This is a genomic window from Streptomyces sp. NPDC051452 (assembly GCF_044454765.1).
In the GTDB taxonomy this organism is placed as follows: domain Bacteria; phylum Actinomycetota; class Actinomycetes; order Streptomycetales; family Streptomycetaceae; genus Streptomyces.
Genome location: NZ_JBITEB010000020.1, coordinates 40216 through 64514 on the forward strand (window position 1 = coordinate 40216; position 24299 = coordinate 64514).

General features: G+C 72.2%; 18 protein-coding genes. 13 read left to right on the top strand and 5 right to left on the bottom strand.

Annotated elements, in window-relative coordinates:
• Nucleotides 1-433: 433 nt before the first annotated feature.
• Nucleotides 434-1135, top strand: a complete 702-nt coding sequence (locus ACIBA9_RS33300; protein WP_399368922.1) for a transglycosylase family protein — start codon at nucleotides 434-436, stop codon at nucleotides 1133-1135.
• A gap of 147 nt (nucleotides 1136-1282) precedes the next feature.
• On the opposite strand, the gene ctaD is transcribed toward ACIBA9_RS33300, so the two are convergent.
• Nucleotides 1283-2962 (bottom strand): cytochrome c oxidase subunit I, encoded by a 1680-nt coding sequence (ctaD, locus tag ACIBA9_RS33305; protein ID WP_399368924.1) that lies wholly within the window; start codon nucleotides 2960-2962, stop codon nucleotides 1283-1285.
• A 438-nt stretch (nucleotides 2963-3400) separates the two neighbouring features.
• On the opposite strand from ctaD, the gene ACIBA9_RS33310 reads away from it, so the two are divergent.
• Nucleotides 3401-3616: an I78 family peptidase inhibitor gene (locus ACIBA9_RS33310; protein ID WP_362160670.1), complete on the top strand. Its 216-nt coding sequence runs from the start codon at nucleotides 3401-3403 to the stop codon at nucleotides 3614-3616.
• Nucleotides 3617-3744: 128 nt separating this feature from the next.
• Here the strand turns inward: ACIBA9_RS33310 and ACIBA9_RS33315 are convergent, their stop codons facing one another.
• Both ACIBA9_RS33315 and ACIBA9_RS33320 read right to left on the bottom strand, forming a co-directional pair.
• A complete protein-coding gene (locus ACIBA9_RS33315) occupies nucleotides 3745-4767 on the bottom strand; it encodes a phosphatase PAP2 family protein (protein ID WP_399368927.1) in 1023 nt (340 codons plus the stop codon).
• A gap of 239 nt (nucleotides 4768-5006) precedes the next feature.
• Nucleotides 5007-6320, bottom strand: coding sequence for a glycosyltransferase family 39 protein (locus ACIBA9_RS33320; RefSeq protein ID WP_399368929.1), 1314 nt, complete (start codon nucleotides 6318-6320; stop codon nucleotides 5007-5009).
• A 260-nt stretch (nucleotides 6321-6580) separates the two neighbouring features.
• Here ACIBA9_RS33320 and ACIBA9_RS33325 point away from each other — a divergent pair, with 260 nt between their 5' ends.
• Both ACIBA9_RS33325 and ACIBA9_RS33330 read left to right on the top strand, forming a co-directional pair.
• Entirely contained in the window at nucleotides 6581-8206 is a 1626-nt protein-coding gene (locus tag ACIBA9_RS33325; protein ID WP_362160677.1) for an MFS transporter, read from the top strand.
• Nucleotides 8207-8303: 97 nt separating this feature from the next.
• A complete protein-coding gene (locus ACIBA9_RS33330; protein WP_399368931.1) occupies nucleotides 8304-9494 on the top strand; it encodes an acyl-CoA dehydrogenase family protein in 1191 nt (396 codons plus the stop codon).
• A gap of 37 nt (nucleotides 9495-9531) precedes the next feature.
• Here ACIBA9_RS33330 and ACIBA9_RS33335 read toward each other — a convergent pair whose 3' ends face one another.
• Nucleotides 9532-9969: a cell division protein SepF gene (locus ACIBA9_RS33335; RefSeq protein ID WP_399368933.1), complete on the bottom strand. Its 438-nt coding sequence runs from the start codon at nucleotides 9967-9969 to the stop codon at nucleotides 9532-9534.
• Nucleotides 9970-10280: 311 nt separating this feature from the next.
• Between ACIBA9_RS33335 and ACIBA9_RS33340 the strand changes: the two genes are divergently transcribed.
• Entirely contained in the window at nucleotides 10281-11528 is a 1248-nt protein-coding gene (locus ACIBA9_RS33340) for a DUF5685 family protein (RefSeq protein ID WP_399368935.1), read from the top strand.
• Nucleotides 11529-11549: 21 nt separating this feature from the next.
• On the opposite strand, the gene ACIBA9_RS33345 is transcribed toward ACIBA9_RS33340, so the two are convergent.
• On the bottom strand, nucleotides 11550-12473 hold the full coding sequence (locus ACIBA9_RS33345) for an ABC transporter substrate-binding protein (RefSeq protein WP_399368937.1): 924 nt from the start codon (nucleotides 12471-12473) through the stop codon (nucleotides 11550-11552).
• A gap of 436 nt (nucleotides 12474-12909) precedes the next feature.
• Between ACIBA9_RS33345 and ACIBA9_RS33350 the strand changes: the two genes are divergently transcribed.
• From ACIBA9_RS33350 to ACIBA9_RS33385, 8 genes are all read left to right on the top strand, one after another.
• Nucleotides 12910-13767 (top strand): amino acid ABC transporter permease, encoded by an 858-nt coding sequence (locus ACIBA9_RS33350; RefSeq protein ID WP_399368939.1) that lies wholly within the window; start codon nucleotides 12910-12912, stop codon nucleotides 13765-13767.
• Entirely contained in the window at nucleotides 13764-15521 is a 1758-nt protein-coding gene (locus ACIBA9_RS33355) for an FAD/NAD(P)-binding protein (RefSeq protein WP_399368941.1), read from the top strand. The genes ACIBA9_RS33350 and ACIBA9_RS33355 overlap by 4 nt, the downstream gene beginning before the upstream one ends.
• Before the next feature lie 38 nt (nucleotides 15522-15559).
• Complete coding sequence (locus ACIBA9_RS33360) at nucleotides 15560-16321, top strand: amino acid ABC transporter ATP-binding protein (protein ID WP_399368943.1); 762 nt, start codon at nucleotides 15560-15562, stop codon at nucleotides 16319-16321.
• Between the two features lie 89 nt (nucleotides 16322-16410).
• The gene (locus tag ACIBA9_RS33365) at nucleotides 16411-17481 is read left to right on the top strand and encodes an LLM class flavin-dependent oxidoreductase (protein WP_399368945.1); all 1071 of its coding nucleotides are present in this window, start codon (nucleotides 16411-16413) and stop codon (nucleotides 17479-17481) included.
• 82 nt (nucleotides 17482-17563) lie between these two features.
• Nucleotides 17564-18397 carry a DUF1684 domain-containing protein gene (locus ACIBA9_RS33370; protein ID WP_399368947.1) on the top strand — a complete coding sequence of 278 codons (834 nt, stop codon included), beginning with the start codon at nucleotides 17564-17566 and terminating at the stop codon, nucleotides 18395-18397.
• A 176-nt stretch (nucleotides 18398-18573) separates the two neighbouring features.
• The gene (locus ACIBA9_RS33375) at nucleotides 18574-19473 is read left to right on the top strand and encodes a S1 family peptidase (protein WP_362160701.1); all 900 of its coding nucleotides are present in this window, start codon (nucleotides 18574-18576) and stop codon (nucleotides 19471-19473) included.
• A gap of 282 nt (nucleotides 19474-19755) precedes the next feature.
• Nucleotides 19756-23274: a DNA polymerase III subunit alpha gene (locus ACIBA9_RS33380; RefSeq protein WP_399368949.1), complete on the top strand. Its 3519-nt coding sequence runs from the start codon at nucleotides 19756-19758 to the stop codon at nucleotides 23272-23274.
• The gene (locus ACIBA9_RS33385; RefSeq protein ID WP_399368951.1) at nucleotides 23271-24245 is read left to right on the top strand and encodes a DNA polymerase thumb domain-containing protein; all 975 of its coding nucleotides are present in this window, start codon (nucleotides 23271-23273) and stop codon (nucleotides 24243-24245) included. Before ACIBA9_RS33380 ends, ACIBA9_RS33385 begins: the two co-directional genes overlap by 4 nt.
• Nucleotides 24246-24299 lie beyond the last annotated feature (54 nt).

Sequence of the window (24299 nt, forward strand, 5' to 3'; positions counted from 1 at the left end):
TCACGCCTCGGGGCGGACCGGTTCGAACCATCCACCGCACAGCGTCACCTTCGGTACGGAACACGCCACTCCCCGTCAACTCATCGCCAGGTCAAGGGACTTGAATGAGTGAAGTGAGTCACAGATCGCTTGAGCTGTTGGTCGACAAATCATGAAATCAATGGATGAAGTGGGTGTCCGGAAATCGCCGATACCAGCGGTAACGGGCAACTGGCCTGGCCTGACGGACCGTTGGTTGATTCCCGCCGCTCCGGCTCCCTACATTCCTCCGCCGTGTGCACAGAGCACCGCTCGGGTACGTCCGCCGCCGGCACCGGCAGAGCACCATCGCCGACACCGGTCACGGCGGACGGGGCGGGCGCGCGGCACCGCGGAAGTCCGCGGGACGCGCGCTCCGTCCTGGGGGAGCCCGGGTTCGTGGAGAGGGAATTACATGTCCGATTGTGCCGATACCACCCGCATCACCACACGTCCCGACAGCGCCCGCAAGGGCCGCACGACAGCCCTGCTCGCCGGAGCCGCCCTGCTGGCCCCGCTGGGGCTGCTGGCCGCGGCCGGGGACGCCGGAGCGGCGGACAACGGAGTGTGGGACCGCATCGCCCAGTGCGAGAGCGGCGGCAACTGGCACATCAACACCGGCAACGGCTACTACGGCGGACTCCAGTTCTCCGCCGGCACCTGGAGCGCGTACGGCGGCACCGCCTACGCCGCGACGGCCGACCAGGCCTCCAGAAGCGCGCAGATCGCCGTCGCCGCCAAGGTCCAGCAGGCCCAGGGCTGGGGTGCCTGGCCGGTCTGCTCGACGCGCGCCGGAGCCTACGGAGCGGCCCCCGCGTCGGCTTCCACGGCCTCCTCCGGCGGCGCCGACGCGAAGGGCGTGACGACGAAGTCCGCCCCCCGCAAGGCTCCGACCAGGTCCGCTCCCGTGCGGTCCGCCCCGGCGAAGACCGCGCAGCAGCCGGTGAGCGACCACCGGGGCGCCTCCCGGGGCGACTACACCGTCCGCGAGGGCGACACGCTGAGCGTCATCGCGGCCCGCCACGGCACCACCTGGCAGCGCATCTACGCCGCCAACCAGGCCGTCATCGGCGGGGACCCCGACCTGATCGTGCCCGGACAGCGCCTGGCACTCTGAGCGCCGCTCTCCTCGGCGCGGGGCGGCCGCCGTTCCGACGGGGACGGCGGCCGCCCCCGGCCCACCGGGCGGACCCGGCCGCCGTGCCGCCGGGCATCGAGGGGCCGGACCGAGCGGGACGGCCGCCGTGCGGGGCGGCCGTGCGGGTCAGGAGGAGTCCGAACCGGCCTGGTGCCGCTCGGGTTCGGGCTGCGGGGCCTGGCCCGCGTACTCCGGGTGGTGCAGGTCGAACGCCGGGGACTCCGAGCGGATCCGGGGCAGGGTGACGAAGTTGTGCCGGGGCGGCGGGCAGGAGGTCGCCCACTCCAGGGACCGCCCGTAGCCCCAGGGGTCGTCGGAATCGACCTTCTCCCCGTACCGGGCGGTCTTCCAGACGTTGTAGAGGAACGGCAGTGTCGACAGGCCCAGCAGGAACGCGCCGATCGACGAGACCGTGTTGAGCGCGGTGAAGCCGTCGGACGCCAGATAGTCGGCGTACCGGCGGGGCATGCCCTCCGCGCCCAGCCAGTGCTGCACCAGGAACGTGGTGTGGAAGCCCACGAACAGCGTCCAGAAATGGATCTTCCCCAGCCGCTCGTCCAGCATCCTGCCGGTGAACTTCGGCCACCAGAAGGAGAGGCCGCCGAAGACCGCGAAGACGACCGTGCCGAAGACGACGTAGTGGAAGTGCGCGACGACGAAGTACGAGTCGGTGACGTGGAAGTCCAGCGGCGGCGACGCCAGGATCACCCCGGTCAGACCCCCGAACAGGAACGTCACCAGGAAGCCGGTCGCCCACAGCATCGGCGTCTCGAAGGACAGCGAGCCCTTGATCATCGTGCCGGTCCAGTTGAAGAACTTCACACCCGTCGGCACCGCGATCAGGAACGACATCAAGGAGAAGAACGGCAGCAGTACCGCGCCCGTCGCGAACATGTGGTGCGCCCACACCACGATCGACAGACCGGTGATCGTCATCGTCGCGCCGACCAGGGTCAGATAACCGAAGATCGGCTTGCGGGCGAACACCGGGATGATCTCCGTGATGATCCCGAAGAACGGCAGCGCGATGATGTACACCTCCGGGTGCCCGAAGAACCAGAACAGGTGCTGCCACAGCAGCGCCCCGCCGTTGGGCGCCTCGAACACCCGCGCGCCGAACCGCCGGTCGGCCTCCAGCACCAGCAGCGCCGCCGCCAGCACCGGGAACGCGAAGAGGATCAGGATCGAGGTGAACAGCGTGTTCCAGGTGAAGATCGGCATCCGGAACATCGTCATGCCCGGCGCGCGCATCCCGATGATCGTGGTCACGAAGTTGACCGCGCCGAGGATCGTCCCGAAGCCGGCGAGCGCCAGCCCCATGATCCACAGATCCGGGCCGAGACCGGGGGAGTACGCGGTGTCGTTGAGCGGGGCGTAGGCGAACCAGCCGAAGGCGGCCGGGCCCTCCGGCACCAGCAGTGAGCCGAGCACGATCAGCCCGCCGAACGCGAACAGCCAGTACGACAGCATGTTCAGCCGGGGGAAGGCCACGTCCGGGGCGCCGATCTGCAACGGCATCAGCTCGTTGGCGAAGCCCGCGAAGCTCGGAGTGGCGAACAGCAGCAGCATGATCGTGCCGTGCAGGGTGAAGAGCTGGTTGTACTGGTCGTTGTTCATGAGCTGCAGCCCCGGCCGGGCCAGTTCGGCGCGCATCAGCAGCGCCATGACGCCGGCCGCGAGGAAGAAGCCGAAGGCCGTGATCAGATACAGATGACCGATCTTCTTGTGGTCGGTGGTGGTGAGCCAGTCGACGACCAGCCGGCCACCCCGCACCGGTTCCGCCGCCGCCCGCGTCTGGGTCCCCATCGCTCGCTCGCCCCTTCACTCGTCGCGCCCGGGCCCGCCGCGACCCGTGGGCGCGGGTGTCCGCGAGCTGCCGACATGATGCTCGCGCGGCCGTGGCTCGGCCGGGGAGCATACGGCGGTCGTGTGCTGAATCCGTGAATTTCCTATGCGGCGTCAGCGGCCGGACCGCCGTGGTGGATTGGCGGGGTAATACCGCCCCGGGGCCACCCCGATCCCCGCTGCGGCACTTTCCCGTCGGGTAATTCGAAGAGACGCCCCGACACGCATAAATTTTGTTCGATTACCCCGGTAAGCGGTACGGAAACCCCCGAACGTGTGACGCGGTTCGGCCAAAACGCGGACCGGGAAGCTGTGACAGAAGTGTGACCGGAGTCGGATGCTTCTCTTACCCGGTCATGCCCGCTTCCGTCTTGGCCGGTTGCGGCCTAGCGTGGCGGCATGGCACCGATTCCCACTCCGCCAGCGGAGCCCCAGGACAGCCCGGACGGGTACGTCGGTCTCGACACCGCGCACGCCGAGCGGCTCGCCCGGCAGCGCGGATGGCCGACGGTACGGTCCCTGCCGCCGGGCGCGATCATCACCATGGAGTACCGGACCGGGCGGCTGAACTTCGAGGTGCGCGAGGGCCGGGTGGCCCGCGCCTGGAAGGGCTGACCCGGCCGCCGCCGGCCCCGCGCCGCCGGCCCGGGTGCGACGAAGGCCCCGCTCCCTTGCCGGGAGCGGGGCCTTCGTCGTGGCGGCGGGGCGGCTGTGCGTACCGGGCCCGTGGCCTTTTCGTGGGTTCAGCCGCCGGTGAGGGGCCGGGCCGGCTGGGAGGTGCCGCGTGGCAGCCGGTCGGCGTGCGGAGGCCGGCGGCTGCCCGCCGGGGTGACGGGGGTGCGTTCGGAGCGGGTCGTGTGCGGTCCGGGGGCCAGGTGCGCCGAACCCCGGGAGGAACGCGTCGAGGAGACCGGCTCGCGCACCGGGCTGACCTCCGCGGGCACGCCGCGCGGCCTGAGCACCACCGGCGTGAGGGGTACGACCGGTTCGGCGACGGGCCGGCTGCGCCGGGCGCGCCGGCGGTCGCGCAGGTCGAAGAGCCCGTTCTCGGCCGCGGCGATCAACGGCTCGAACCACGGCAGGGCCAGCAGGATCAGCAGGCCGGCGGCCCAGCCCAGCAGCACGTCGCTCAGCCAGTGCGTACCGAGGTAGACGGTGGTGAGGCCGACGCCCAGCGAGGTGACCGCAGACAGGGCCGACAGCCAGCGGCGCGCTCTCGGCGTGGACGCCAGATACGCCAGGATTCCCCAGGTCACCACGGCGTTGGCGGTGTGACCGCTGGGAAATATATCGCCGCCCAGGCCCATCTCGTTCGAGCCGATCACGGTCGCGTAGTGCGGACCGAGCCGCCCCATGCCGATCTTGGCGGAGCCGACGGTGATGTTCAGCAGCAGCAGCGAGGCGGCCAGCGTCAGCAGTGGACGCAGGGTGTGCTGCCGCCAGGACCGCCAGCCGAGCCAGGCCGCGACCATCACGGCGGTGGGGCCGCGCTGGCCGAGCACCACGTAGTAGTCGAGGAACGCGTGGATCTGCGGCCACTGCTGGTACGGCCGGAAGAACATGACCTGCCAGTCCAGCCGGACCAGCCAGGAGGTGGTCACCACGGCCCACACGATCGCCAGGTAGAAAGCCAGGGTCGCCGAGAACAGAACGACCCGGTGCCTGCTCATCCTTGGCACATCGATGTGGGCCGGTCGTTCCGGCTCACGGTCCAGTCTGGCGAACACCCGGTCCAGACGCCGGGTGAGGTTTCGTTCGGTACGCACCCAATCGACGTTACAGCGAGTGAGCTGTGGTCCCGGTCGAAACAGGGGCTTTGTGATGACGATGTGATGTGGGAAACCTCTCAAGGGCGGTACGAATTAACGTGATTCCGCAATCCTGTGAGACGTCTCTCTTCAATTCCTTTGATCATGCCGGGCGTTGTTTATATGGCGCTTATGAATGCGTTAACCGGGTCCTGGCGTGGAATTCTCCGGGACGCCATCGGGGCCGCCGCAGTTGATCATGGTGGGCCGGAGCCGTTCAGCCAGAACGCCCCGTAGACCGCCGAGGCGACCGCCAACCCCGCCGTGACCAGCACGGATCGGGAGGTGCGCAGCCGGGCCAGGGCGCACGCGAGCGGCAGCAGCAGGGGGAAGGCGGGCATCAGCAGCCGCGGCTTGGAACCGAAGTAGCTCGACGCGCACAGGGCGAGCGCGAGCACGGCACCGGTGTACACCAGCAGTTCGACCGGCTGGCGCCGACGGACGCCGGTGACGTACAGCCAGATCAGCAGGGCGACCCCGATGATCAGTCCGAGGCCGGCGAGGGCGGAGGGGAAGGACGTGAACTTGGCGGCGACGAAGCGGGCGAAGGCGTATCCGCCGTCGAACCCGTTGCGCCACCCGGCCTGGACGTCCAGATAGCCGAGCGGTCCCGCGCCGGTGCGGTGGCCGACCCACAGGACGTAACCGGCGGCACCGAGCGGGGCGAGCGCCATGCCGAGCGCGCGGCGCCAGACCGGGGCGCGCGGGGTGACGCGCGCGCCGGGGGAGGGAGGGGAGGCACCCGTTGCGCAGGGGGCGTACGACCCTTCCCGAGCGCCGTCGGTCGGGTGCGCACTCCCCTCGCCGGAACTGCGCGCCGGTGTGGGGGCGCGTTGGCCGGAGCGCGCGCCGTGCGGGTCGGGCGCGCTTCGGTCTCGCGCGAACGAGATCACGGCCGCGACCCACACCGCCGCGACCACCGCCGCCCCCACCGGCCGGGTCAGCCCGGCGAGCGCCGCCAGCAGCCCCGCGCCGACCCACCGCCCGGTCAGCACCGCGTACAGCGACCAGGCCGCCAGTGCCGTGAACAGTGACTCGCTGTAGGCCATCGACTGCACGATCCCGACCGGCAGCACCGCCCACAGCAGCACGGCGCACAGGCCCACCCGGGGGCCGTGGACCCGTTCGGCGACCGCGAAGATCCCCGCGGCCGCGGCCACCGAGGCGACCAGGGCGACGACGAGACCGGCGTCCGCGTACGACAGCGGCGTCAGCGCGTGCAGCGACCGCTCCAGCCACGGCAGCAGCGGGAAGAAGGCCAGGTTGGAGTGGACGTCGCCGTTCGGCAGCCGTACCTCGTAGCCGTACCCCAGCTCGGCGACCCGGGTGTACCACAGCGAGTCCCAGCGGGCGGTCAGCAAGGTGTGCGCGCTCGCCCCGCGCGCGGCGCTCCACACCGCCAGCACCAGCAGGCCCAGGGCGCGGACCGCCGCGTAGCCCAGGAGGGCCGGGGCCGCCCGGCGCAGAAGGGGGGCGCGGCGGGAGCCCACGCGTGTTTCACGATCGGTCACGGGCCCGATTATCGACCGGGCGCGGAACCGCACGGCTCGCCGGGTCGTAGGCAAGAGGGAGTGACGTGGTGTACGCCACACGGGTTCCGTCTCGCGTGTGAGAGGTCCGCCACGTGACGACGAAGTGAACTCGCGTACGCTGACGAGCCATCCGCGTGGGTTTGCGCGGGCCGGAGACACCGCTCTTCTCCGGCCGTACGACGGGGGATCCCCGCCCCGTCGCTCCGCCTCACGCGAGGGATCATCTGGGAGGTACGTACATGTCCGGGACGACCACGGCTGCCGCAGGGCCGCGCCGTCGGGCGGCCGGGGCCGGTGCCAACCGTTGGATCGTCCTCGTCGTCCTGTGCGCGAGCCTGCTGCTCGTCGCCCTCGACGCCACCGTGCTGCACGTGGCGGTCCCCGCCGTCACCGAGGACCTCAGGCCTGGCGCCGTGCAACTGCTCTGGATCGTCGACGTCTACCCGCTGGTCTGCGCCTCGCTGCTGATCCTCTTCGGCACCCTGGGCGACCGCGTGGGCCGCAGACGCGTCCTGCTGCTCGGCTACGCCCTCTTCGGCGTCGCCTCCGCCATGGCCGCCTTCGCGCCCAGCGCCCAGACGCTGATCCTGGCCCGCGCGCTGCTCGGCGTCGGCGGCGCCATGATCATGCCGGCGACTCTGTCGATCCTCCGCCAGGTCTTCCCCGACCGGCGTGAGCGTGCCCTCGCCATCGGCATCTGGAGCGCGGTCGCCGCCGTCGGCGCGGCCGTCGGCCCGCTGCTCGGCGGCTTCCTGCTGGAGCACTTCTGGTGGGGCGCGGTCTTCCTGGTCAACATCCCGCTGATGCTGGTCAGCCTGCCGGTGGGCCGGATGCTGCTGCCCGAGTCCCGGGGTGACCGAAGCGGCCCGTGGGACGTGACCGGCGCGCTGACCGCGGCGGCCGGACTCTTCGGCGCCGTCCTCGGGGTGAAGCAGCTGGGCGCCGGCGAGTCGATGACGAGCCCGTTCACGCTGCCGCCGCTGCTGCTGGGCGCGGCCCTCCTGTTCTTCTTCGCACGCCGCCAGCGCAGGCTGCCCCATCCGCTGGTGGACCTGCGGATGTTCCGCCGGCCGGCGTTCAGCACCTCCGTGGGCTGCATCGTGCTGGCGATGCTCGCGCTGGTCGGTCTGGAGCTGATCGCCGCCCAGTACCTGCAGCTGGTGCTCGGTCTCTCGCCCCTGCGGACTGGTCTGCGGCTGCTGCCCCTGACCGTGGCCGCGATGGCGGCGGGCCTGGCGGGCGCGCGGATGCTGCGCCGCTTCGGACCGCGCCGCATGGTCTGCGTCGGCTTCTGTCTGACGGCGGCCGCGGTGCTGACGCTGACGGCGATGGGCGGCACCGACGACCCGGCGCTGCTGCTGGCCGGCTTCGTGCTGCTGGGCTTCGGCCTGGAGACCACGCTCTTCGGTGCCTACGAGTCGATGCTCAGCGAGGCCCCGGCGGACCAGGCGGGCGGCGCGGCGGCGATCGGCGAGACGTCGTACCAGCTCGGCGCCGGCATCGGCATCGCGCTGCTCGGCAGCGTGATGAACGCGGCGTACGCGCCGGGGCTGCGGTCGGTCCCGGGCGTCCCGCACCCCGCCTCGGACGCGGCGGGGCACTCGCTCGGCGAGGCCTACGAGGTCGCCGGACGCCTCGGCGGGTCCGCCGGGGCCGCGCTGCGCCAGGCGGCCAGGGACTCCTTCGTACACGGGCTGCATGTCACGCTGCTGGTGAGCGCGGGTCTGCTGCTGCTGGGCGCGCTGATGGCGCTGCGGCTGCCGCGGGTCATGCAGTGCGGCGAGGAGCCGGCCGGGGCCGAGGTCGAGCTGCCGGGACCGAGGGGCGCGCGGACGGCGGCCGGGAAGCCGCGGGTCTCGGCCTGACCTCCTCTGGACGTGCGGGACACTGCGCCGTAACGTCGCCCGGAGAGCCGTAACTAGCGCTGCTAGTTTTGCTGAGTCCCGTCCCGGAGGGTGATCCATGTCCGCGTCCGCGAAGCTCCCCCCTTTCGATGCCGCCGACCCGCTCGGAATCGACGATTATCTGGACCCGGACGACCTGGCCGTCCGGGACACCGTCCGCGCCTGGGCGACCGACCGCGTGCTGCCGTACGTGGCCGACTGGTACGAGAAGGGCGAACTGCCGCGGATCAGGGAGCTCGCCCGGGAACTCGGTGACATCGGCGCCCTCGGCATGTCGCTCACCGGGTACGGCTGTGCGGGGGCGACGGCCGTGCAGTACGGGCTGGCCTGCCTGGAGCTGGAGGCGGCCGACTCGGGCATCCGGTCCCTGGTCTCCGTGCAGGGATCGCTCGCGATGTACGCGATCCACCGGTTCGGCAGCGAGGAACAGAAGCAGCAGTGGCTGCCGGCCATGGCCCGGGGCGAGGTGATCGGCTGCTTCGGTCTGACCGAGCCCGACCACGGCTCCGACCCCGCCGCCATGCGCACCCACGCCAAGCGCGACGGCGACGACTGGATCCTCAACGGCCGCAAGATGTGGATCACCAACGGGTCGGTCGCGGGGGTGGCCGTCGTCTGGGCGCAGACCGAGGAGGGCATCAAGGGCTTCGTCGTCCCCACCGGCAGTCCCGGCTTCTCGGCGCCGGAGATCAAGCACAAGTGGTCCCTGCGCGCCTCCGTCACCAGCGAGCTGGTCCTCGACGACGTACGGCTGCCGGCGACGGCCGTACTGCCGGAGGTCACCGGACTGCGCGGACCGCTCAGCTGCCTCTCGCACGCCCGCTACGGCATCGTCTGGGGCGCGATGGGCGCGGCGCGCAGCAGTTTCGAGGCGGCCGTGGAGTACGCGAAGACCAGGGAGCAGTTCGGGCGGCCCATCGGCGGCTTCCAGCTCACCCAGGCCAAGCTCGCCGACATGGCGGTCGAACTGCACAAGGGAATCCTGCTCGCCCACCATCTGGGGCGGCGGATGGACGCCGGCCGCCTGCGTCCCGAGCAGGTCAGCTTCGGCAAGCTCAACAACGTCCGCGAGGCCATCGAGATCTGTCGCACCGCGCGGACGATCCTCGGCGCCAACGGGATCTCCCTCGAATACCCCGTGATGCGGCACGCGACCAACCTGGAGTCGGTGCTCACCTACGAGGGCACCGCCGAGATGCACCAGCTCGTGCTGGGCAAGGCGCTCACCGGTCTCGACGCCTTCCGGTGAGCCTCCGGGCAGGGCGGGGCCGGCCGGCGGCCCCGCCTCAGCTCTGGTTGTAGAAGCCGTCCTCCCGGCGGCCGGCCGGCTCACCGCTGATGATCTCCGTGTTCGCGGGCGTCAGCAGGAAGACGCGGTTCGCCACCCGCTCGATGGTGCCCCGCAGTCCGAAGGTCAGGCCCGCCGCGAAGTCCACGACGCGCTTGGCGTCGGCGGGCTCCATCGCGGTCAGGTTCATGATGACCGGGACGCCGTCCCGGAACAGCTCGCCGATGGCGCGGGCGTCCCGGAAGCTGTCCGGGGTGACCGTGCCGATCCGGCGGCCCTTCTCCTCGGCCGTGTCCGTGGCCACCTTCACCCGGGGGTCCGTGACCCAGGCGTCTTGCGACTCGGTGCCCTCGGCGTACTCGTCGTCGTAGTAACGCTCGTCGTCGTTGTCGTCGACGAGGCCGAGCCACGCACTCGCCTTGCGTACCGATCCCATGGACGCCTCCTCTCACAGCGGTCTTTCTTGCTTCCGCATCCCTATGGTCATCCATGATGCGGACGGCGCGCCAAGTGGATAGACGCCGCGCGGGGGGTTTGTGACGGTACTGGTGCACGGCGGATCCGTCGAGAGTCCTTGTGCCCCAAGGCTCGTGACTCATACGGCTGCTGACTGTGAGTGAAATATGATTGTCGGCGGCGGACGGGTGACGCCCGGGGCGTACGGGTGAACGGGAACCCTCATACGACCCGACCATCCGTCGATACGATGCCGCAGCTCAACGTCGTATCACGGCACGGGGGATCATTGTGTTCGGAATCGTCAGGCCCTGCTCCCATCGGCTCGGGGAGGGCCTCAAGGCCCAGTGGATGGCGCACTTGTGCGGGCTGTGTCTCGCGCTGCGCAAGGACCACGGACAGTTCGCGCGCGTCGTGACGAACTACGACGGGCTGCTCCTCTCGGTTCTGACGGAGGCTCAGACGGGCGTGCGGAGCGCGGAGCGGCGTACGGCGGGGCCGTGCGCGCTGCGCGGCCTGCGGACCGCCTCCGTCACACAGGGTGACGGCGCGCGCCTGGCCGCCGCGGTCTCGCTGGTCCTCGCCTCGGCGAAGGTGCGTGACCATGTCGCCGACGGCGACGGACTGCTGGCGCGCAGGCCGGTGGCGGCCGCGGCCCGCCGGGTCGCGGCGGGCTGGGACAGGGCCGGGGCCCAGGGCGGATCGGCGGTCGGCTTCGACACGGACGTCCTCGTCGCGGCCGTGGACCGCCAGCTCGCCCTCGAGACCCTGGCCGGGCCCGGCACCCCGCTGCTGACGGTCACCGAGCCGACCGAGACGGCGACGGCGGCCGCCTTCGCGCACACGGCGGTGCTGGCCGGGCGGCCGGCCAACGCGGCACCCCTCGCCGAGGCCGGCCGGCTGTTCGGGCGCCTGGCGCATCTGCTCGACGCCGTGGAGGACCGGCACGCTGACGCCGCGTCAGGCGCCTGGAACCCGCTCATCGTCACCGGCACACCGCTGACGGAGGCCCGCCGGCTCGCCGACGACGCCCTGCACGGCATCCGGCTGGCGCTGGGGTCTCTCTTTCGGACCGGGCCGGCCGGGACCGGGGGCGCCCCAGGGCCTGCCGCGACCCCGGCGAGATCCGAAAAGGAGGCCCTACGGGGTGCGGAGTCCACCGAGGCCAAGCTGGCGCATCTGCTGCTGGTGCACGAACTGCGGCGCTCGGTGGACCGGGCGTTCGGGGCGGTGCCGACCTGCGCCGCCCACCAGCCGGGGCAGGGGCCGCGACCGGGCGGCGTGCCGCCGCTCTTCACCCCCACGCTCCAGCCGCCCAAGCCCAAGCCGCCGCGCGGGTTCCTGCCGGGCTGCGGGGCCTTCCTCGCCCTGTGCTGCACCTGCCGGATGTGCTGCGCGGCCGAGTACGAGGGCCCGTGGTCGCGCAAGCGGCGCGAGGGCTGCTGTCAGTTCTGCGACTGCGACTGCCCGTGCGACGGGTGCGGCGGCTGTGACGGGTGCGACGGCTGTGACTGCTGTTGTCCTTGCGACGGCTGTTGACGAAATGTGACGTTCGGTTCTTCAGTTCTTCAGTTCGGGCGGGGAGATCCGGGATTGGCTGATAGCGGATCCCGACGTCCCCCACTTCCGCAGGATCCTCGCGTATGTGCCGTCCGCGATCAGCTTGTTCACCGCCGCCCGGAACGCCGGGGCCAGCCTGGTGCCCTTCTTGAAGACGAAGCCGACGTCCAGGCGGTGGAACTCGTTGAGGAACTTCAGTCCTCGCTGGTGGGCGACGGCGTAGCGCAGCCCGTTGATCGTGGACATCACGACGTCGCTGCGGCCCTGCTGGAGCGAGGACCAGATCGCGCTGGGATCGGAGTACGTCTGCACCTGGTACCGCTTGTTTCCCGCGTCGGTGCACACGTGCTCGCCGGCCTCCAGCGTGGCCTCGAAGGTCGTACCGGCGCCGGTCGCCACCTTCAGGCCGCACAGCTGCCTCAGATCGGTGATCCTGCCGAGCTTGCTGTCCTCGCGGGTGGCGAAGCCCTGGCCGTCGTTGACGTAGGTGACGAAGTCGATGGTCTTGCGCCGCTCGTCGGTCACGCCGAAGTTGCTCGCGCCGAAGTCGTACTTGCCGCTGTCCAGGGCCGGCAGGATCGCCTCGAAACTCGCCTGCTCCACCTTGAGCCGGACACCGAGCACCTTGCCGACGGCCCGGGTGAAGTCGACGTCCTGGCCGGCCGGTGTCGTGCCGTCCGCGAGGTAGGTGGTGCCCGGCGGGGTGCCGCCGACGCTGATCGCGACGGTGAGGCGCTTGGTGCCCGCGGGCAGCAGCTTCGCGGCCCCGGCGTCCTTGCCGACGGAGGAGACCACGTCCGTGGTGGGCACGTCGTCCGAACCGGCCGCCACACCTGCGGCGCCCGTCCCACCGGAACCGGCACCGGACCCCGAACCGCAGGCGGTGAGCAACAAGGACGCCACCGTGATGGCGACAAAGGGCATGAAATGGCGGTAAACGGATGTGCGCATCGGACAGCGGTCTCCTGAAGCGGAAGGACGGAAAAGAGCGCGAGGGGAGGGGTGCGCGTGTGAAGGCGTGACGCGGAGAAGGGAGAACGCGCTCACGCCCGCCATGAGGCGGGCGCGCGCAGTGGGGTCAGCTCAACAGGAAGAGGACCACACGCGACCGAAGTCGATGTGGGAGCGGGTGACCAGCCACTGCTGTGGATGCATGGGCCAAGTGGAACAGGCATCCGGTTGCCCGTCAACCGAGTTGAGACGTGGGGCTCACAGTCCGGACAGCCGTTGACAACGGAGGTGAACGCCCGCGTACTCTCGGTGTACGGCCCTGCTGAGGGGCTCGGCCGTGTCCGCGCCCTACGGCGCGCCCGTGTGAAGGCACCACCCGTTCTGACGACTCGCGTCACGGAGCCTTCGCATGTCATCCGACACCCTCGCCAAACTCCCCACCACACCCGAGATACCCGAGCCGGCAGACGCCCCGCGGATCGTTCCGCGCCGCCGGTACGGGCAGTGGGCCGCCGCCGCCGTGGTCCTCCTCCTGCTCGGGTTCGCCATCGATTCCATCGCGCGCAACAAGGCGTTCCAGTGGGACGTGGTCGGCGACCACTTCACCTCCGACTCCGTCCTGCGCGGACTGTGGCTCACCCTGTGGCTGACCGCGGTCGTGATGGTCCTCGGCTTCGCCCTCGGCACCCTGATCGCCGCTTTCCGGCTGTCCGCCAACCCGGTCCTGCGAGCGGTCGGCCGGGGATACGTCTGGCTCTTCCGGTCGATCCCGATCCTGGTGCAGCTGCTGCTGTGGTTCAACATCGGGGCGCTCTACCCCGAGGTGCTCGGGGTACGGACGGTCGACCTGCTCGGTCCGGTCGCCGTCGCCGTCATCGGCCTCACCCTGCACGAGGCCGCGTACGCCGCCGAAGTCGTCCGGGGCGGGATCCTCTCCGTGGACCACGGGCAGATCGAGGCCGCCCAGGCACTCGGTCTGAGCCGGTGGCGGCGCGGGTACCGGATCATCCTGCCCCAGGCGATGCGCTCCATCGTGCCGCCGGCCGGCAACATGCTGATCGGCACCCTCAAGGGCACCTCGATCGTCAGCGTCATCGCCGTCAACGACCTGCTGTTCTCCACCCAGTTGATCTACCACCGCACCTATCAGGTGATCCCGCTGCTGATGGTCGCCACGCTCTGGTACGCGGTCGTCACCTCGGTGCTCGGCATCGGCCAGTACTACGTGGAGAAGTACTACGCGCGCGGCACGGAGCACACCCGATGAGGCCGCAGCTGGTGATCGTGGGAGCCGGTCCGCGGGGGACCGGTGTCCTCGAACGCCTCGCCGCCAACCTGCCCGAGCTGTACGCCGGCGAGGGCCTCGACATCCACTTCGTCGACCCCCACCCGCCCGGCGGCGGACGCATCTGGCGCGAGGCGCAGTCACCGCTGCTGTGGATGAACTCGCACGCCGAGGACGTCACCATGTTCACCGACGACACGGTGCCCATGGACGGCCCGGTGCGCGAGGGCCCCACCCTGCACGAGTGGGCCGCGCTGAACGGCCGCACCTTCGCCGACCGGCAGCTCCAGGGCCGCTATCTGCGCTGGGTGTACGAACAGGCGCGCGACGCCCTGCCGTCCGGTGTCACGGTCCACCACCACCCGCGGCGCGCGCTGCGGGTCACCGGCTCGCGCGAGGGCCGCCAGCGGGTGTGGCTGGAGGGCGGCCAGCGCCCCCTCCTCGCCGACCTGGTGATCTTCACCCTCGGCCATCTGGACGCCGAACTCGACGACGAACAGCGCGAGTTGGCCCGGTACGCCGACGAGCACGGCCTGCTGCACCTGCCGCCCGACTTCACCGCCGACAGCGACCTGTCCGCGCTACGGGCCGGTGAACCCGTCCTGGTGCGCGGCTTCGGGCTGGCCTTCGTCGACCTGATGGTGCTGCTCACCGAGGGGCGCGGCGGACGGTACGAGGGCGACACCTACCTCCCCTCGGGCCGCGAACCGGTGCTCTACGTCGGCTCCCGGCGCGGAGTGCCGTACCACTCGAAGATCGGCTACGACTGGACCGGCGACCGGCCCCCGCTGCCCCGCTTCCTCGGCCCCGCCGAGGTGCGCGAACTGCTGGCCAGACCGCAGGGCTTCGACTTCCGGCGCGACGTGTGGCCCCTGGTGGAGAAGGAACTGGGCTTCGCCCACTACCACCGGCTGTTCACCGCCCACCCGGAACGCACCGCGATGGCCTGGACCGACTTCGAGGAGAAGTACGCGGCCGCCGCCGGCCCCGCCGAGACCCGGGCGCTGATCACCGCCGCCGTCCCCGCCCCGGCGGACCGGCTCGACCTCGCCGCGCTCGACCATCCGCTGGCCGACGTGCGCCACACCTCGCACGAGGAGTTCCAGCAGGGGCTGCGCCGCTACATCGAGGACGACCTCGACCGCCGTCACGATCCCTCGTTCAGCGCCGATCTGGGGGTCTTCCTCGGTTTGCTCTCCGTCTACGGTCAGCTCGTGCGGCTCGGCGGCATCGGCACCTGGTGGCACGGGTTCTTCAGCTATCTGGCGTCCGGTCCGCCCGGGCCCCGGCTGCGGCAGATGCTCGCGCTGTCCCGGGCCGGCCTGCTCCGGTTCGTCGGCGCCGACATGGCCGTCACCGCCGAGGACGGGGTGTTCCGGGCCACCAGCCCCACCGTGCCGGGCTTCTCCGTCGAGGCCCGGGCCCTGGTCGAGGCCCGGCTGCCCGAGCCGACCGTGGGGCGCACCCGCGACGGTCTGCTGCGTGAACTGCACGCCGACGGCGGCTCCGAGACCCCCGAGGGGCTGCTCCGGGTCGACCCCGGCGACGGCCGCGTCCTCGACGGCGCCGGGCGCCCGCACCCCCGGCGCTTCGCCCTCGGCCCCTACACCGACGCCCGCAGCCCCGGCGCCTTCACCCGCCCCCGCACCGGTGGCGTCGCGTTCCGGCAGAACGACGCCACCGCCCGCGCGGCGCTGGCCCTCCTACGGGACCTGGCCGCTCGCGCCGCCGCCTGAGACGCCCCCTTCCGCGCAACCACAAAGGAACACATGCGATGACCGTCATGGTCGACATCAGGTCGGTGCACAAGAGCTTCGGCTCGCTCGACGTGCTCAAGGGCATCGACCTCCAGGTCCGCGCCGGTGAGGTCACCGCCGTGCTCGGCCCCTCCGGCTCCGGGAAGTCCACGCTGCTGCGCACCGTCAACCACCTGGAGAAGGTGGACCGGGGCGAGATCAGCGTCGACGGCTCGCTGATCGGGTACCGGCGCGTCGGGCAGAAGCTGTACGAGCTGCCCGAACGCGAGGTGCTCCGACAGCGCACCCGGATCGGGTTCGTCTTCCAGAACTTCCACCTCTTCCCGCACCTCACCGTCCTCGACAACGTCGTCGAGGCGCCGGTGGCCGCGCTGGGCCGGCCCCGCAAGGACGCGGTGCGCGACGCGCACCGGCTGCTGGCACGGGTCGGGCTCGACGACAAGGCCGACGCCTATCCACGGCACCTGTCCGGCGGCCAGCAGCAGCGGGTGGCCATCGCACGGGCGCTCGCGCTGGAACCCGGGCTGCTGCTGTTCGACGAGCCGACCTCGGCGCTCGACCCCGAGCTGGTCGGTGAAGTCCTCGACGTCATCCGCGACCTGGCGGCCCAGGGCACGACGATGATCATCGTCACGCACGAGATCGCGTTCGCCCGGGAGGTTGCCGACACGGTGGTCTTCATGGCCGACGGCCGGATCGTCGAGCAGGGACCGCCGGACGAGGTGCTGGACGCCCCGCGCGAGGACCGGACCCGGGCGTTCCTGTCGAAGGTGCTGTGAGGGATGGCAGCGACCGCCCGCCGCGCGCCGCGCCGGCCAGGGAAACGGAACCGAACGAGGCGCCACGGGCGGCGGTCCGGGGTGGTGTCGTGAGCGTGCGCCACGGCCGTGGCCTGGTCCATCTCGCCGCCTCCGTCGACCAGCCGGGCCCCCTCGACGTCGCCTCCTGCACCGAGCTGGCCCGGCTCGCCGAGCGCGGTGGGCTGGACTTCGTGACGCTGGACGACGCCTTCGCCCGGACCGGACCCGACGCGCTCGCGGTGCTGGCCCGGGTGGCGCCCGCGACCCGGCGGATCGGGCTGGTCCCCACGATCGCGACACACGGCGAGCCCTCCCGGGTGCGGGCCGCCATGGCGGAGCTGGACCGGGTCAGCCGGGGCCGGGCCGGCTGGCGGCTCGACGTGTCCGCCGGCCTGGCGGACGCCCGGCCGCTCGGCACACTCCCGCCGGCCGAGGCGCTGTGGCCGCAGGCGGTTGACGGTGCCGACCTGGCCGCGCAGTGGTGGGACGGTAGGGAGGAGGACGCCGGGAACGGGCGCCTGGCGAACGGCCGTCGTCCCGACCGAGGACGCCCCCGTGACGGCGGCCGCACCGGGACCGCCCTGTCCCTCCGGGACCCCTCGGCCCCGCCCCGGCCGTCGGCGGGCCGCCCCGTCCGCGTGGTGGACGCCGGCGACGGCCGGGCCGGTACGATCGCCGCCCGGTACGCGGACGTGGCCCTCGTGCGTGCCGTGACACCGGCGCGGGCCGCCGCCTTGGGCGAGGAACTGCGGGCGCGGGCGGTGGAGTTCGGGCGGGCGCCGAACTCCCTGCGGGTGCTGGTGAGCCTGCTGGTGGACCTCGGCGACGGCGAGTACGCGGCCGAGCGCGGGCACGGGGGAGGGGGCCCACGGCCGACCGCGCGGGGCCCGCTGTACCGGGGCGGCCCGGTCGACCTCGCGGAACTGGTCGCCGGCTGGCACGCCGACGGCGCCGCCGACGGCTTCCACCTCGTCCCCGTCGAACCGCGACGCGATCTCGAACGGCTGGTCAACGGCACGGTGGCACTGCTCCAGCATCGTGGCCTGTTCCGCACGTTCTACCCGGGCAGCACCCTGCGCGAGCACCTCGGCCTCGCCCTGCCCGCCGACCGGCCCGCCGTGACCGGAGGAGCACCGTGACCGGCGAAGAGCCTCGACCGTGGAACACCGTACGACCGGCCCGCCATGGGAAGCTTGATCACATATGGAAGGAAACGAAGGCATGACGACGGACGCGCCCGACGCGTGGAAGAAGTGGCACGCCCAGCGTGAGGAGGCGGTCTCGGCGCCGTACGGCCCGCTCGCGCTGACCGCCACCCACTGGGTCGAGGACTATGCGGAGGGTCGACTTCCGGACATTCCCGGAGCGTGGGTGGCAGACGACGGGGGAGTTGTGCTCACCGCCGCCGAGGCCGACGGCCTGACCGTGGACGGCCGGCCCTTCACCGGTCGGCTCCATCTCGCCGCCGACCGCGGGCCGGAGGCCGCCGCACGCGTCGCGCTCGGCGAGAAGCGGCTGTTCGTGCTGGTCCGCGAGGGGGTCTGGGGCGTACGGGTGTACGACCCCGCGTCCCCGGCCCGCCGAGCCTTCCGGGGCATCGAGGCCACCCCCTACGACCCCCGCTGGTCGGTGCCTGGGCGCTTCACCCCCTACGACGACACGAGGACCGTGCGGGTCACCCACGCGGACGGCCGTGACCGCGGGCTCGCCCTCGCCGGCCGCCTTGCCTTCACCCTCGCCGGAAAGGAGTCAACGCTCCAGGTCGCGCGGCAGGGCGACGCACGGCTGTGGGCGGTGTTCGCCGACGCCACCAGCGGCGACACCAGCTTCCGGTTCCGCTTCCTCTACCCGCCGGCGCCGGACGCCGAGGGCCGCACCCTCGTCGACCTCAACCGCGCCCAACTCCCCCCGTGCGCCTTCGCGGACCACTTCGTCTGCCCCTTCCCGCCGCCCGGCAACACGCTGGAGGTGGCGGTCGAGGCGGGCGAACGCACGCTGAGTCGACGTCAGTCGGCAGATGACGAGGGGCACTCGACGACCGCGAGCCCGAGGTAGTTCACCGTTCGACGGCCGAAAGGCACCCTTGTGCCTACCGGTCGTTCGGCCGAATACTCCCCCTCAGCGCTTGTCAGGGGCATGCGTTTTCGGAAAAACCCGGCCGCTCCGCTGACTGCGCCTCACGGGCCCCGACCCCACGCGGGCCCCCGACTTCCCCTGGGAGGGAACGAAACGTGAGGATCAAGCGCACCACTCCCCGCACCGGCACCGCCAGACGGACCCGCTTGGTCGCCGTGGCCACCGGCTTCCTCGCCGCAGCCGCGTTCGCAGCCCCCACCGCGAACGCCAGTGACACCCACACGTTCAGCGCGAGCCAGCTCAGCACGGCGAGCGACTCCGTCCGCGCGGCCGACGTCGCCGGCACCGCCTGGGCGGTGGACAGCAAGACCGACCGCGTCGTCGTCACCGTCGACAGCACGGTCTCCAAGGCCGAGATCGCCAGGATCCGGCAGCAGGCCGGCGGCAACGCGGACGCGCTCACCATCAAGCACACCTCCGGCAAGTTCAGCAAGCTGATCACCGGCGGCGACGCCATCTACGGCGGCTCCTACCGCTGCTCGCTCGGCTTCAACGTGCGCAGCGGCAGCACGTACTACTTCCTGACCGCCGGCCACTGCGGCCAGGTCGCCTCGACCTGGTACAGCAACTCCGCGCACACCACCGTGCTGGGCACGAACGTGGGCTACAGCTTCCCGGGCAACGACTTCGCCCTGGTGCGCTACACCAACTCCTCGATCGCCCACCCGAGCGCGGTCGGCAGCCAGACCATCAGCAGCGCGGCGACCCCTTCCGTGGGGACGACCGTCTACCGTCGCGGCTCCACCACCGGTACGCACAGCGGCCGGGTCACCGCGCTGAACGCCACCGTCAACTACGGCAGCGGTGACGTCGTCTCCGGTCTGATCCAGACCACGGTCTGCGCCGAGGGCGGCGACAGCGGCGGTCCCCTCTACGGGGGCAGCGTGGCCTACGGTCTGACCTCCGGCGGCAGCGGCGACTGCACCTCCGGCGGCACGACCTTCTTCCAGCCCGTGACCGAGGCGCTGAGCTACTACGGGGTGACGCTTCCCTGACGGGTTCGCTCCCGGCCCCACCGAGCCCCCGCACGCCATGGCGTGCGGGGGCTTCTCGTCGAGTTGGCCCGAACCCCACGGTCGACCACTTCGAGGACTCGGTCGGCGGTCTCGGCCGGCGGTCTGGATGTCATGTCTGGACGAGCCGGACGTGGGGTTTCCGCAGGTGGGAGGCGTCCGACCGGATGTCGTACACATGTTCGAGAATGAGGGTATGGTGGGGCGTGGAAGTGGAACAGATGTTCGAGAGTCGTTCGGGACTCACCAGTGCGGGAGGTGTGGATGCCGGGTTTCACCCATCTGCACACCGCCTCCGGGTTCTCCCTGAGACACGGGGCCTCCCACCCGGAGCGGCTGGCCGAGCGCGCCTCGGAGCGGGGCATGGACGCCCTCGCCCTCACCGACCGCGACACCCTGGCCGGCACGGTCCGCTTCGCCAAGGCCTGCGCCAAGGCGGGCGTCCGTCCGCTGTTCGGAGTGGACCTGGCGGTGGAGACGGCACAGGCCGTACGAGGTGAGCGGCGCCGTGCCCCGGTGCGGGGCGGCGCCTTCCTCGACGAGTCGGCGCCCCGGGTGACCTTCCTCGCCCGGGACGGCGCGCGGGGATGGGCCGGCCTGTGCCGGATCGTCACCGCCGCGCACGCGAGCGAGGGCGCCCCGCTGCTGCCCTGGTCCGGCCACCGGGGCGACGGCCTGACCGTGCTGCTCGGTCCCGGCTCCGACGTGGGACGCGCGCTCGCCGCCGGCCGCCCCGACCGGGCCGCGACGCTGCTCGCGCCATGGCGCGAGGTCTACGGCGACGCCCTGCGCCTCGAAGCCGTCTGGCACGGCCGTACCGGGACGGGGGCCGGCTCCCTGCGCCTCGCCGCCCGCACCGTCGGCTTCGCCGCCGAACAGGGGGTGCGGCCCGTGCTGAGCAACGCCGTCCGGTACGCCGACCCCGGCCAGGGGCCGGTCGCCGACGTGCTGGACGCCGCGCGGCGCCTGGTACCGATCGACCCGCGCGGGGAGCTGGACTCCGGCGAGGCCTGGCTGAAGGACCCGGGGGCCATGCTCCAGGCCGCCGAGCGGGTGGTGGAGGCGGCCGGTTACCGGCGCGACACCGCGCACCGGCTGCTGGAGCAGACCCGGGCCACGGCCGCCGAGTGCCGCGTCGACCCCGAGGACGACCTCGGCATCGGCACCGTCCACTTCCCCGAGCCGCACCTCGTCGGCGCCGGCCGCCGCACCGCCCAGCGGGCGCTCGCCTCGCGGGCGACGGCGGGCATGATGCGGCTCGGCTACGGCGGCCGCCGCGCGTACTGGGAGCGGATGCACCGCGAGCTGGACATCATCGCCCACCACGGCTTCGCCTCGTACTTCCTGACGGTCGCCCAAGTGGTGGACGACGTAAGGGATATGGGAATCCGGGTGGCGGCGCGCGGCTCCGGCGCCGGATCGCTCGTCAACCATCTCCTCGGGATCGCGCACGCCGATCCGGTCGAGCACGGGCTGCTGATGGAGCGCTTTTTGTCCAAGGAGCGCGTGGTGCTGCCCGACATCGACATCGACGTGGAGTCCGCGCGCCGGCTGGAGGTGTACCGGGCGATCATCGACCGGTTCGGCGGCGAGCGGGTCGCCACCGTCTCGATGCCGGAGACCTACCGGGTCCGGCACGCCGTCCGGGACGTGGGCGCCGCCCTGTCCATGGACCCGGCCGAGATCGACCGGATCGCCAAGTCCTTTCCGCACATCCGGGCGCGGGACGCCCGCGCCGCGTTGGAGGAACTGCCCGAGCTGAAGCGGCTGGCCGGAGAGAAGGAGAGGTACGGCAGGCTCTGGGAGCTGGTCGAGGCGCTCGACGCCCTGCCGCGCGGAATCGCCATGCACCCGTGCGGGGTGCTGCTCTCCGACGCCTCCCTGCCCGCCCGTACGCCGGTGGTGCCGACCAGCGGCGAGGGGCTGCCGATGTCGCAGTTCGACAAGGAGGACGTGGAGGACCTCGGGCTGCTCAAGCTGGACGTGCTGGGCGTGCGGATGCAGTCGGCGATGGCGCACGCCGTCGCCGAGGTGCGGCGGGCGACGGGCGAGCGGATCGACCTGGACGCGCTGACGCCGGACGACCCGGCGACGTACGGGCTCGTCCGCTCCACCGAGACGCTCGGTTGCTTCCAGATCGAGTCGCCGGGCCAGCGGGACCTGGTGGGCCGCCTCCAGCCGGCCACGTTCCACGACCTGGTCGTCGACATCTCCCTCTTTCGGCCCGGACCGGTCGCCGCCGACATGGTGCGGCCGTTCATCGAGGCGCGGCACGGCCGGGCACCGGTGCGCTATCCGCACCCGGACCTGGAGGAACCGCTGAAGGGGACGTACGGGGTCGTCGTCTTCCACGAGCAGGTCATCGACATCGTCGCCGTCATGACCGGCTGCGGCCGGGGCGAGGCCGACCGGATCCGGCGCGGACTGTCCGAGCCGGAGTCGCAGGCGCGGATCAAGGTGTGGTTCGCCCAGCACGCGGCGGCCAGGGGCTACGACGCGGAGACGATCCGGCGGACCTGGGAGATCGTCGAGGCCTTCGGGTCGTACGGCTTCTGCAAGGCGCACGCGGTCGCCTTCGCGGTGCCGACCTACCAGTCGGCGTGGCTGAAGGCCCATCACCCCGCCGCCTTCTACGCCGGGCTGCTCACGCACGACCCCGGGATGTACCCGAAGCGGCTGCTGCTGGCGGACGCGCGGCGGCGCGGGGTGCCGATCCTGCCGCTGGACGTCAACGTCTCCGGAGTCGCACACAGGATCGAACTGGTGTCTGAATCCCCGACGGTGTGGGGGCTGCGGCTCGCCCTCGGCGACGTCCACGGCATCAGCGAGGCCGAGGCGCGGCGGATCGAGGACGGCCAGCCCTACTCCTCACTGCTGGACTTCTGGGAGCGGGCCCGGCCGAGCCGGCCGCTCGCCGGGCGGCTCGCACAGGTGGGCGCGCTGGACGCCTTCGGCGCCAACCGGCGTGATCTGCAACTGCATCTGACCGAACTGCACCGGGGCGCCCGGGGCGGCGGCGGAGGCCAGCTGCCGCTGGCCGGGGGCCGCGAGACGGCACCGGCCGGGCTGCCGGACCTGTCGTCGGCGGAACGGCTCAGCGCCGAACTGGGTGTGCTGTCCATGGACGCCTCGCGCAATCTGATGGACGACCACCGGGAGTTCCTCAAGGAGCTGGGCGTGGTCTCGGCGCGCCGGCTGCGCGAGGCCCGGCACGGCGAGACCGTGCTGGTCGCGGGCGCCAAGGCGGCCACCCAGACCCCGCCGATCCGGTCCGGCAAGCGGGTCATCTTCTCCACGTTGGACGACGGCACGGGCCTGGTCGACCTGGCCTTCTTCGACGACTCCCACGACGTCTGCGCGCACACCGTCTTCCACTCCTGGCTGTTGCTGGTGCGCGGAGTGGTGCAGCGCCGCGGCCCGCGCAGCCTGAGCGTGGTGGGCTCGGCCGCCTGGAACCTCGCCGAACTGGTGGAGGTGCGCGGCGAGGAGGGGCTCGACGGGGTCGCGGCCCGGCTGGCCGACCCCTCCGGCCCGGCCGGAGACGCCGCGGGCGCGGACGGACCGGCGGCGGGGGCCGGCGGCGGAGCCTCCCGGGCCCGGCTCGCCGGGTCGGACGGGCTGCCCGCGCCTGCCGGGTCCGCGGCCCGCGACCCGATGGAGGGCCGGACGATCCGTATGCCCACGGGGTACGAGATGCATCCCTGGGCGGATCTGCGCCCGGCGGGCGAAGGGCCCGCGGTGGGAAGGAAGTTGTGGCACCAGAGTCCGGGGAGTGCGGGATGACCATCCTCTGCGTACGTTTCCAGCTGCCGCCGATGTACGAGGCGGCCCTGCCGGGGCTGCTCGGCCTGCTGGAGGAGTTCACACCGGTCGTCGAGGCGCTGCCGCCCGACGGCGCGCTGGCCGATCTGCGGGGCGCCGAACGGTACTTCGGGCGCGACGCCGTCGAACTGGCGTCGGTGATCCGGGTCCGGGCCCTCGCCCGGTACGGCGTCGACTGCGCGATCGGCGCCGGCCCGGGCCCGATGCTGGCCCGGGTGGCGCTGGGTGCCGCCCGGCCCGGGGTGACCCGCGCGGCGCCCGAGGACCCGGACGGCGTCGCCGGCTTCCTCGCCGAACGGCCGGTGTCCGTGCTGCCCGGCGTCGGCGCGGCGACCACCCGCATCCTGCGCGAGTACGGCCTGGACACGCTGGGTCTGGTCGCCGCCGCGCCGCTGTCCACCCTCCAGCGGCTGATCGGCGCGAAGGCGGGCCGGGAACTGCGCGAGAAGGCGAGCGGCATCGACCGGAGCCGGGTCGTCCCGAACGCCGTCTCGCGTTCCCTGGTCACCGAACGCCCCTTCGACATCGACGAGTTGAACCCCGGCCGACACCGCCGGGCACTGCTGTCGGCCGTCGAGGAGATCGGCGCCCGGCTGCGCGGGGTGGAGAAGGTCTGCCGCACCCTGACCCTCACCGTGCGCTACGCCGACCGCTCCTCGACCACCCGCAGCCGCACCCTGAAGGAGCCGACCGCGCACACGGCGGCCCTGGCCAGGACGGCCTACGGCATGTACGAGGTGCTCGGCCTGCAACGGGCCCGGGTGCGCGCGCTCGCCCTGCGCGCCGAGGGGCTCGCCCCCGCCGACCAGGCCTCCTGTCAGCTCACCTTCGACCCCGTGGACGACAAGGTCCGCCGCATCGAGGAGGTCGCGGACCGCGCGCGAGCGAAGTTCGGACCGCGGGCGGTGATGCCGGGCACACTGGCGGCGTGAGCCGGGGCGGTCGGTTGGCCCACGGGGGGGGTGAGGCGTGTGCCGTCGGCGAGG

What these genes read in the sequence shown, in the direction of transcription:
- ACIBA9_RS33325 (WP_362160677.1), top strand. Translation starts at nt 6,581, where the DNA reads ATGTCCGGGACGACCACGGCTGCCGCAGGGCCGCGCCGTCGGGCGGCC.
- ACIBA9_RS33360 (WP_399368943.1), top strand. Translation starts at nt 15,560, where the DNA reads ATGACCGTCATGGTCGACATCAGGTCGGTGCACAAGAGCTTCGGCTCG.
- ACIBA9_RS33300 (WP_399368922.1), top strand. Translation starts at nt 434, where the DNA reads ATGTCCGATTGTGCCGATACCACCCGCATCACCACACGTCCCGACAGC.
- ACIBA9_RS33345 (WP_399368937.1), bottom strand. Translation starts at nt 12,473, where the DNA reads ATGCCCTTTGTCGCCATCACGGTGGCGTCCTTGTTGCTCACCGCCTGC.
- ACIBA9_RS33310 (WP_362160670.1), top strand. Translation starts at nt 3,401, where the DNA reads ATGGCACCGATTCCCACTCCGCCAGCGGAGCCCCAGGACAGCCCGGAC.
- ACIBA9_RS33350 (WP_399368939.1), top strand. Translation starts at nt 12,910, where the DNA reads ATGTCATCCGACACCCTCGCCAAACTCCCCACCACACCCGAGATACCC.
- ACIBA9_RS33385 (WP_399368951.1), top strand. Translation starts at nt 23,271, where the DNA reads ATGACCATCCTCTGCGTACGTTTCCAGCTGCCGCCGATGTACGAGGCG.
- ACIBA9_RS33355 (WP_399368941.1), top strand. Translation starts at nt 13,764, where the DNA reads ATGAGGCCGCAGCTGGTGATCGTGGGAGCCGGTCCGCGGGGGACCGGT.
- ACIBA9_RS33380 (WP_399368949.1), top strand. Translation starts at nt 19,756, where the DNA reads ATGCCGGGTTTCACCCATCTGCACACCGCCTCCGGGTTCTCCCTGAGA.
- ACIBA9_RS33335 (WP_399368933.1), bottom strand. Translation starts at nt 9,969, where the DNA reads ATGGGATCGGTACGCAAGGCGAGTGCGTGGCTCGGCCTCGTCGACGAC.
- ACIBA9_RS33370 (WP_399368947.1), top strand. Translation starts at nt 17,564, where the DNA reads ATGACGACGGACGCGCCCGACGCGTGGAAGAAGTGGCACGCCCAGCGT.
- ctaD (WP_399368924.1), bottom strand. Translation starts at nt 2,962, where the DNA reads ATGGGGACCCAGACGCGGGCGGCGGCGGAACCGGTGCGGGGTGGCCGG.
- ACIBA9_RS33330 (WP_399368931.1), top strand. Translation starts at nt 8,304, where the DNA reads ATGTCCGCGTCCGCGAAGCTCCCCCCTTTCGATGCCGCCGACCCGCTC.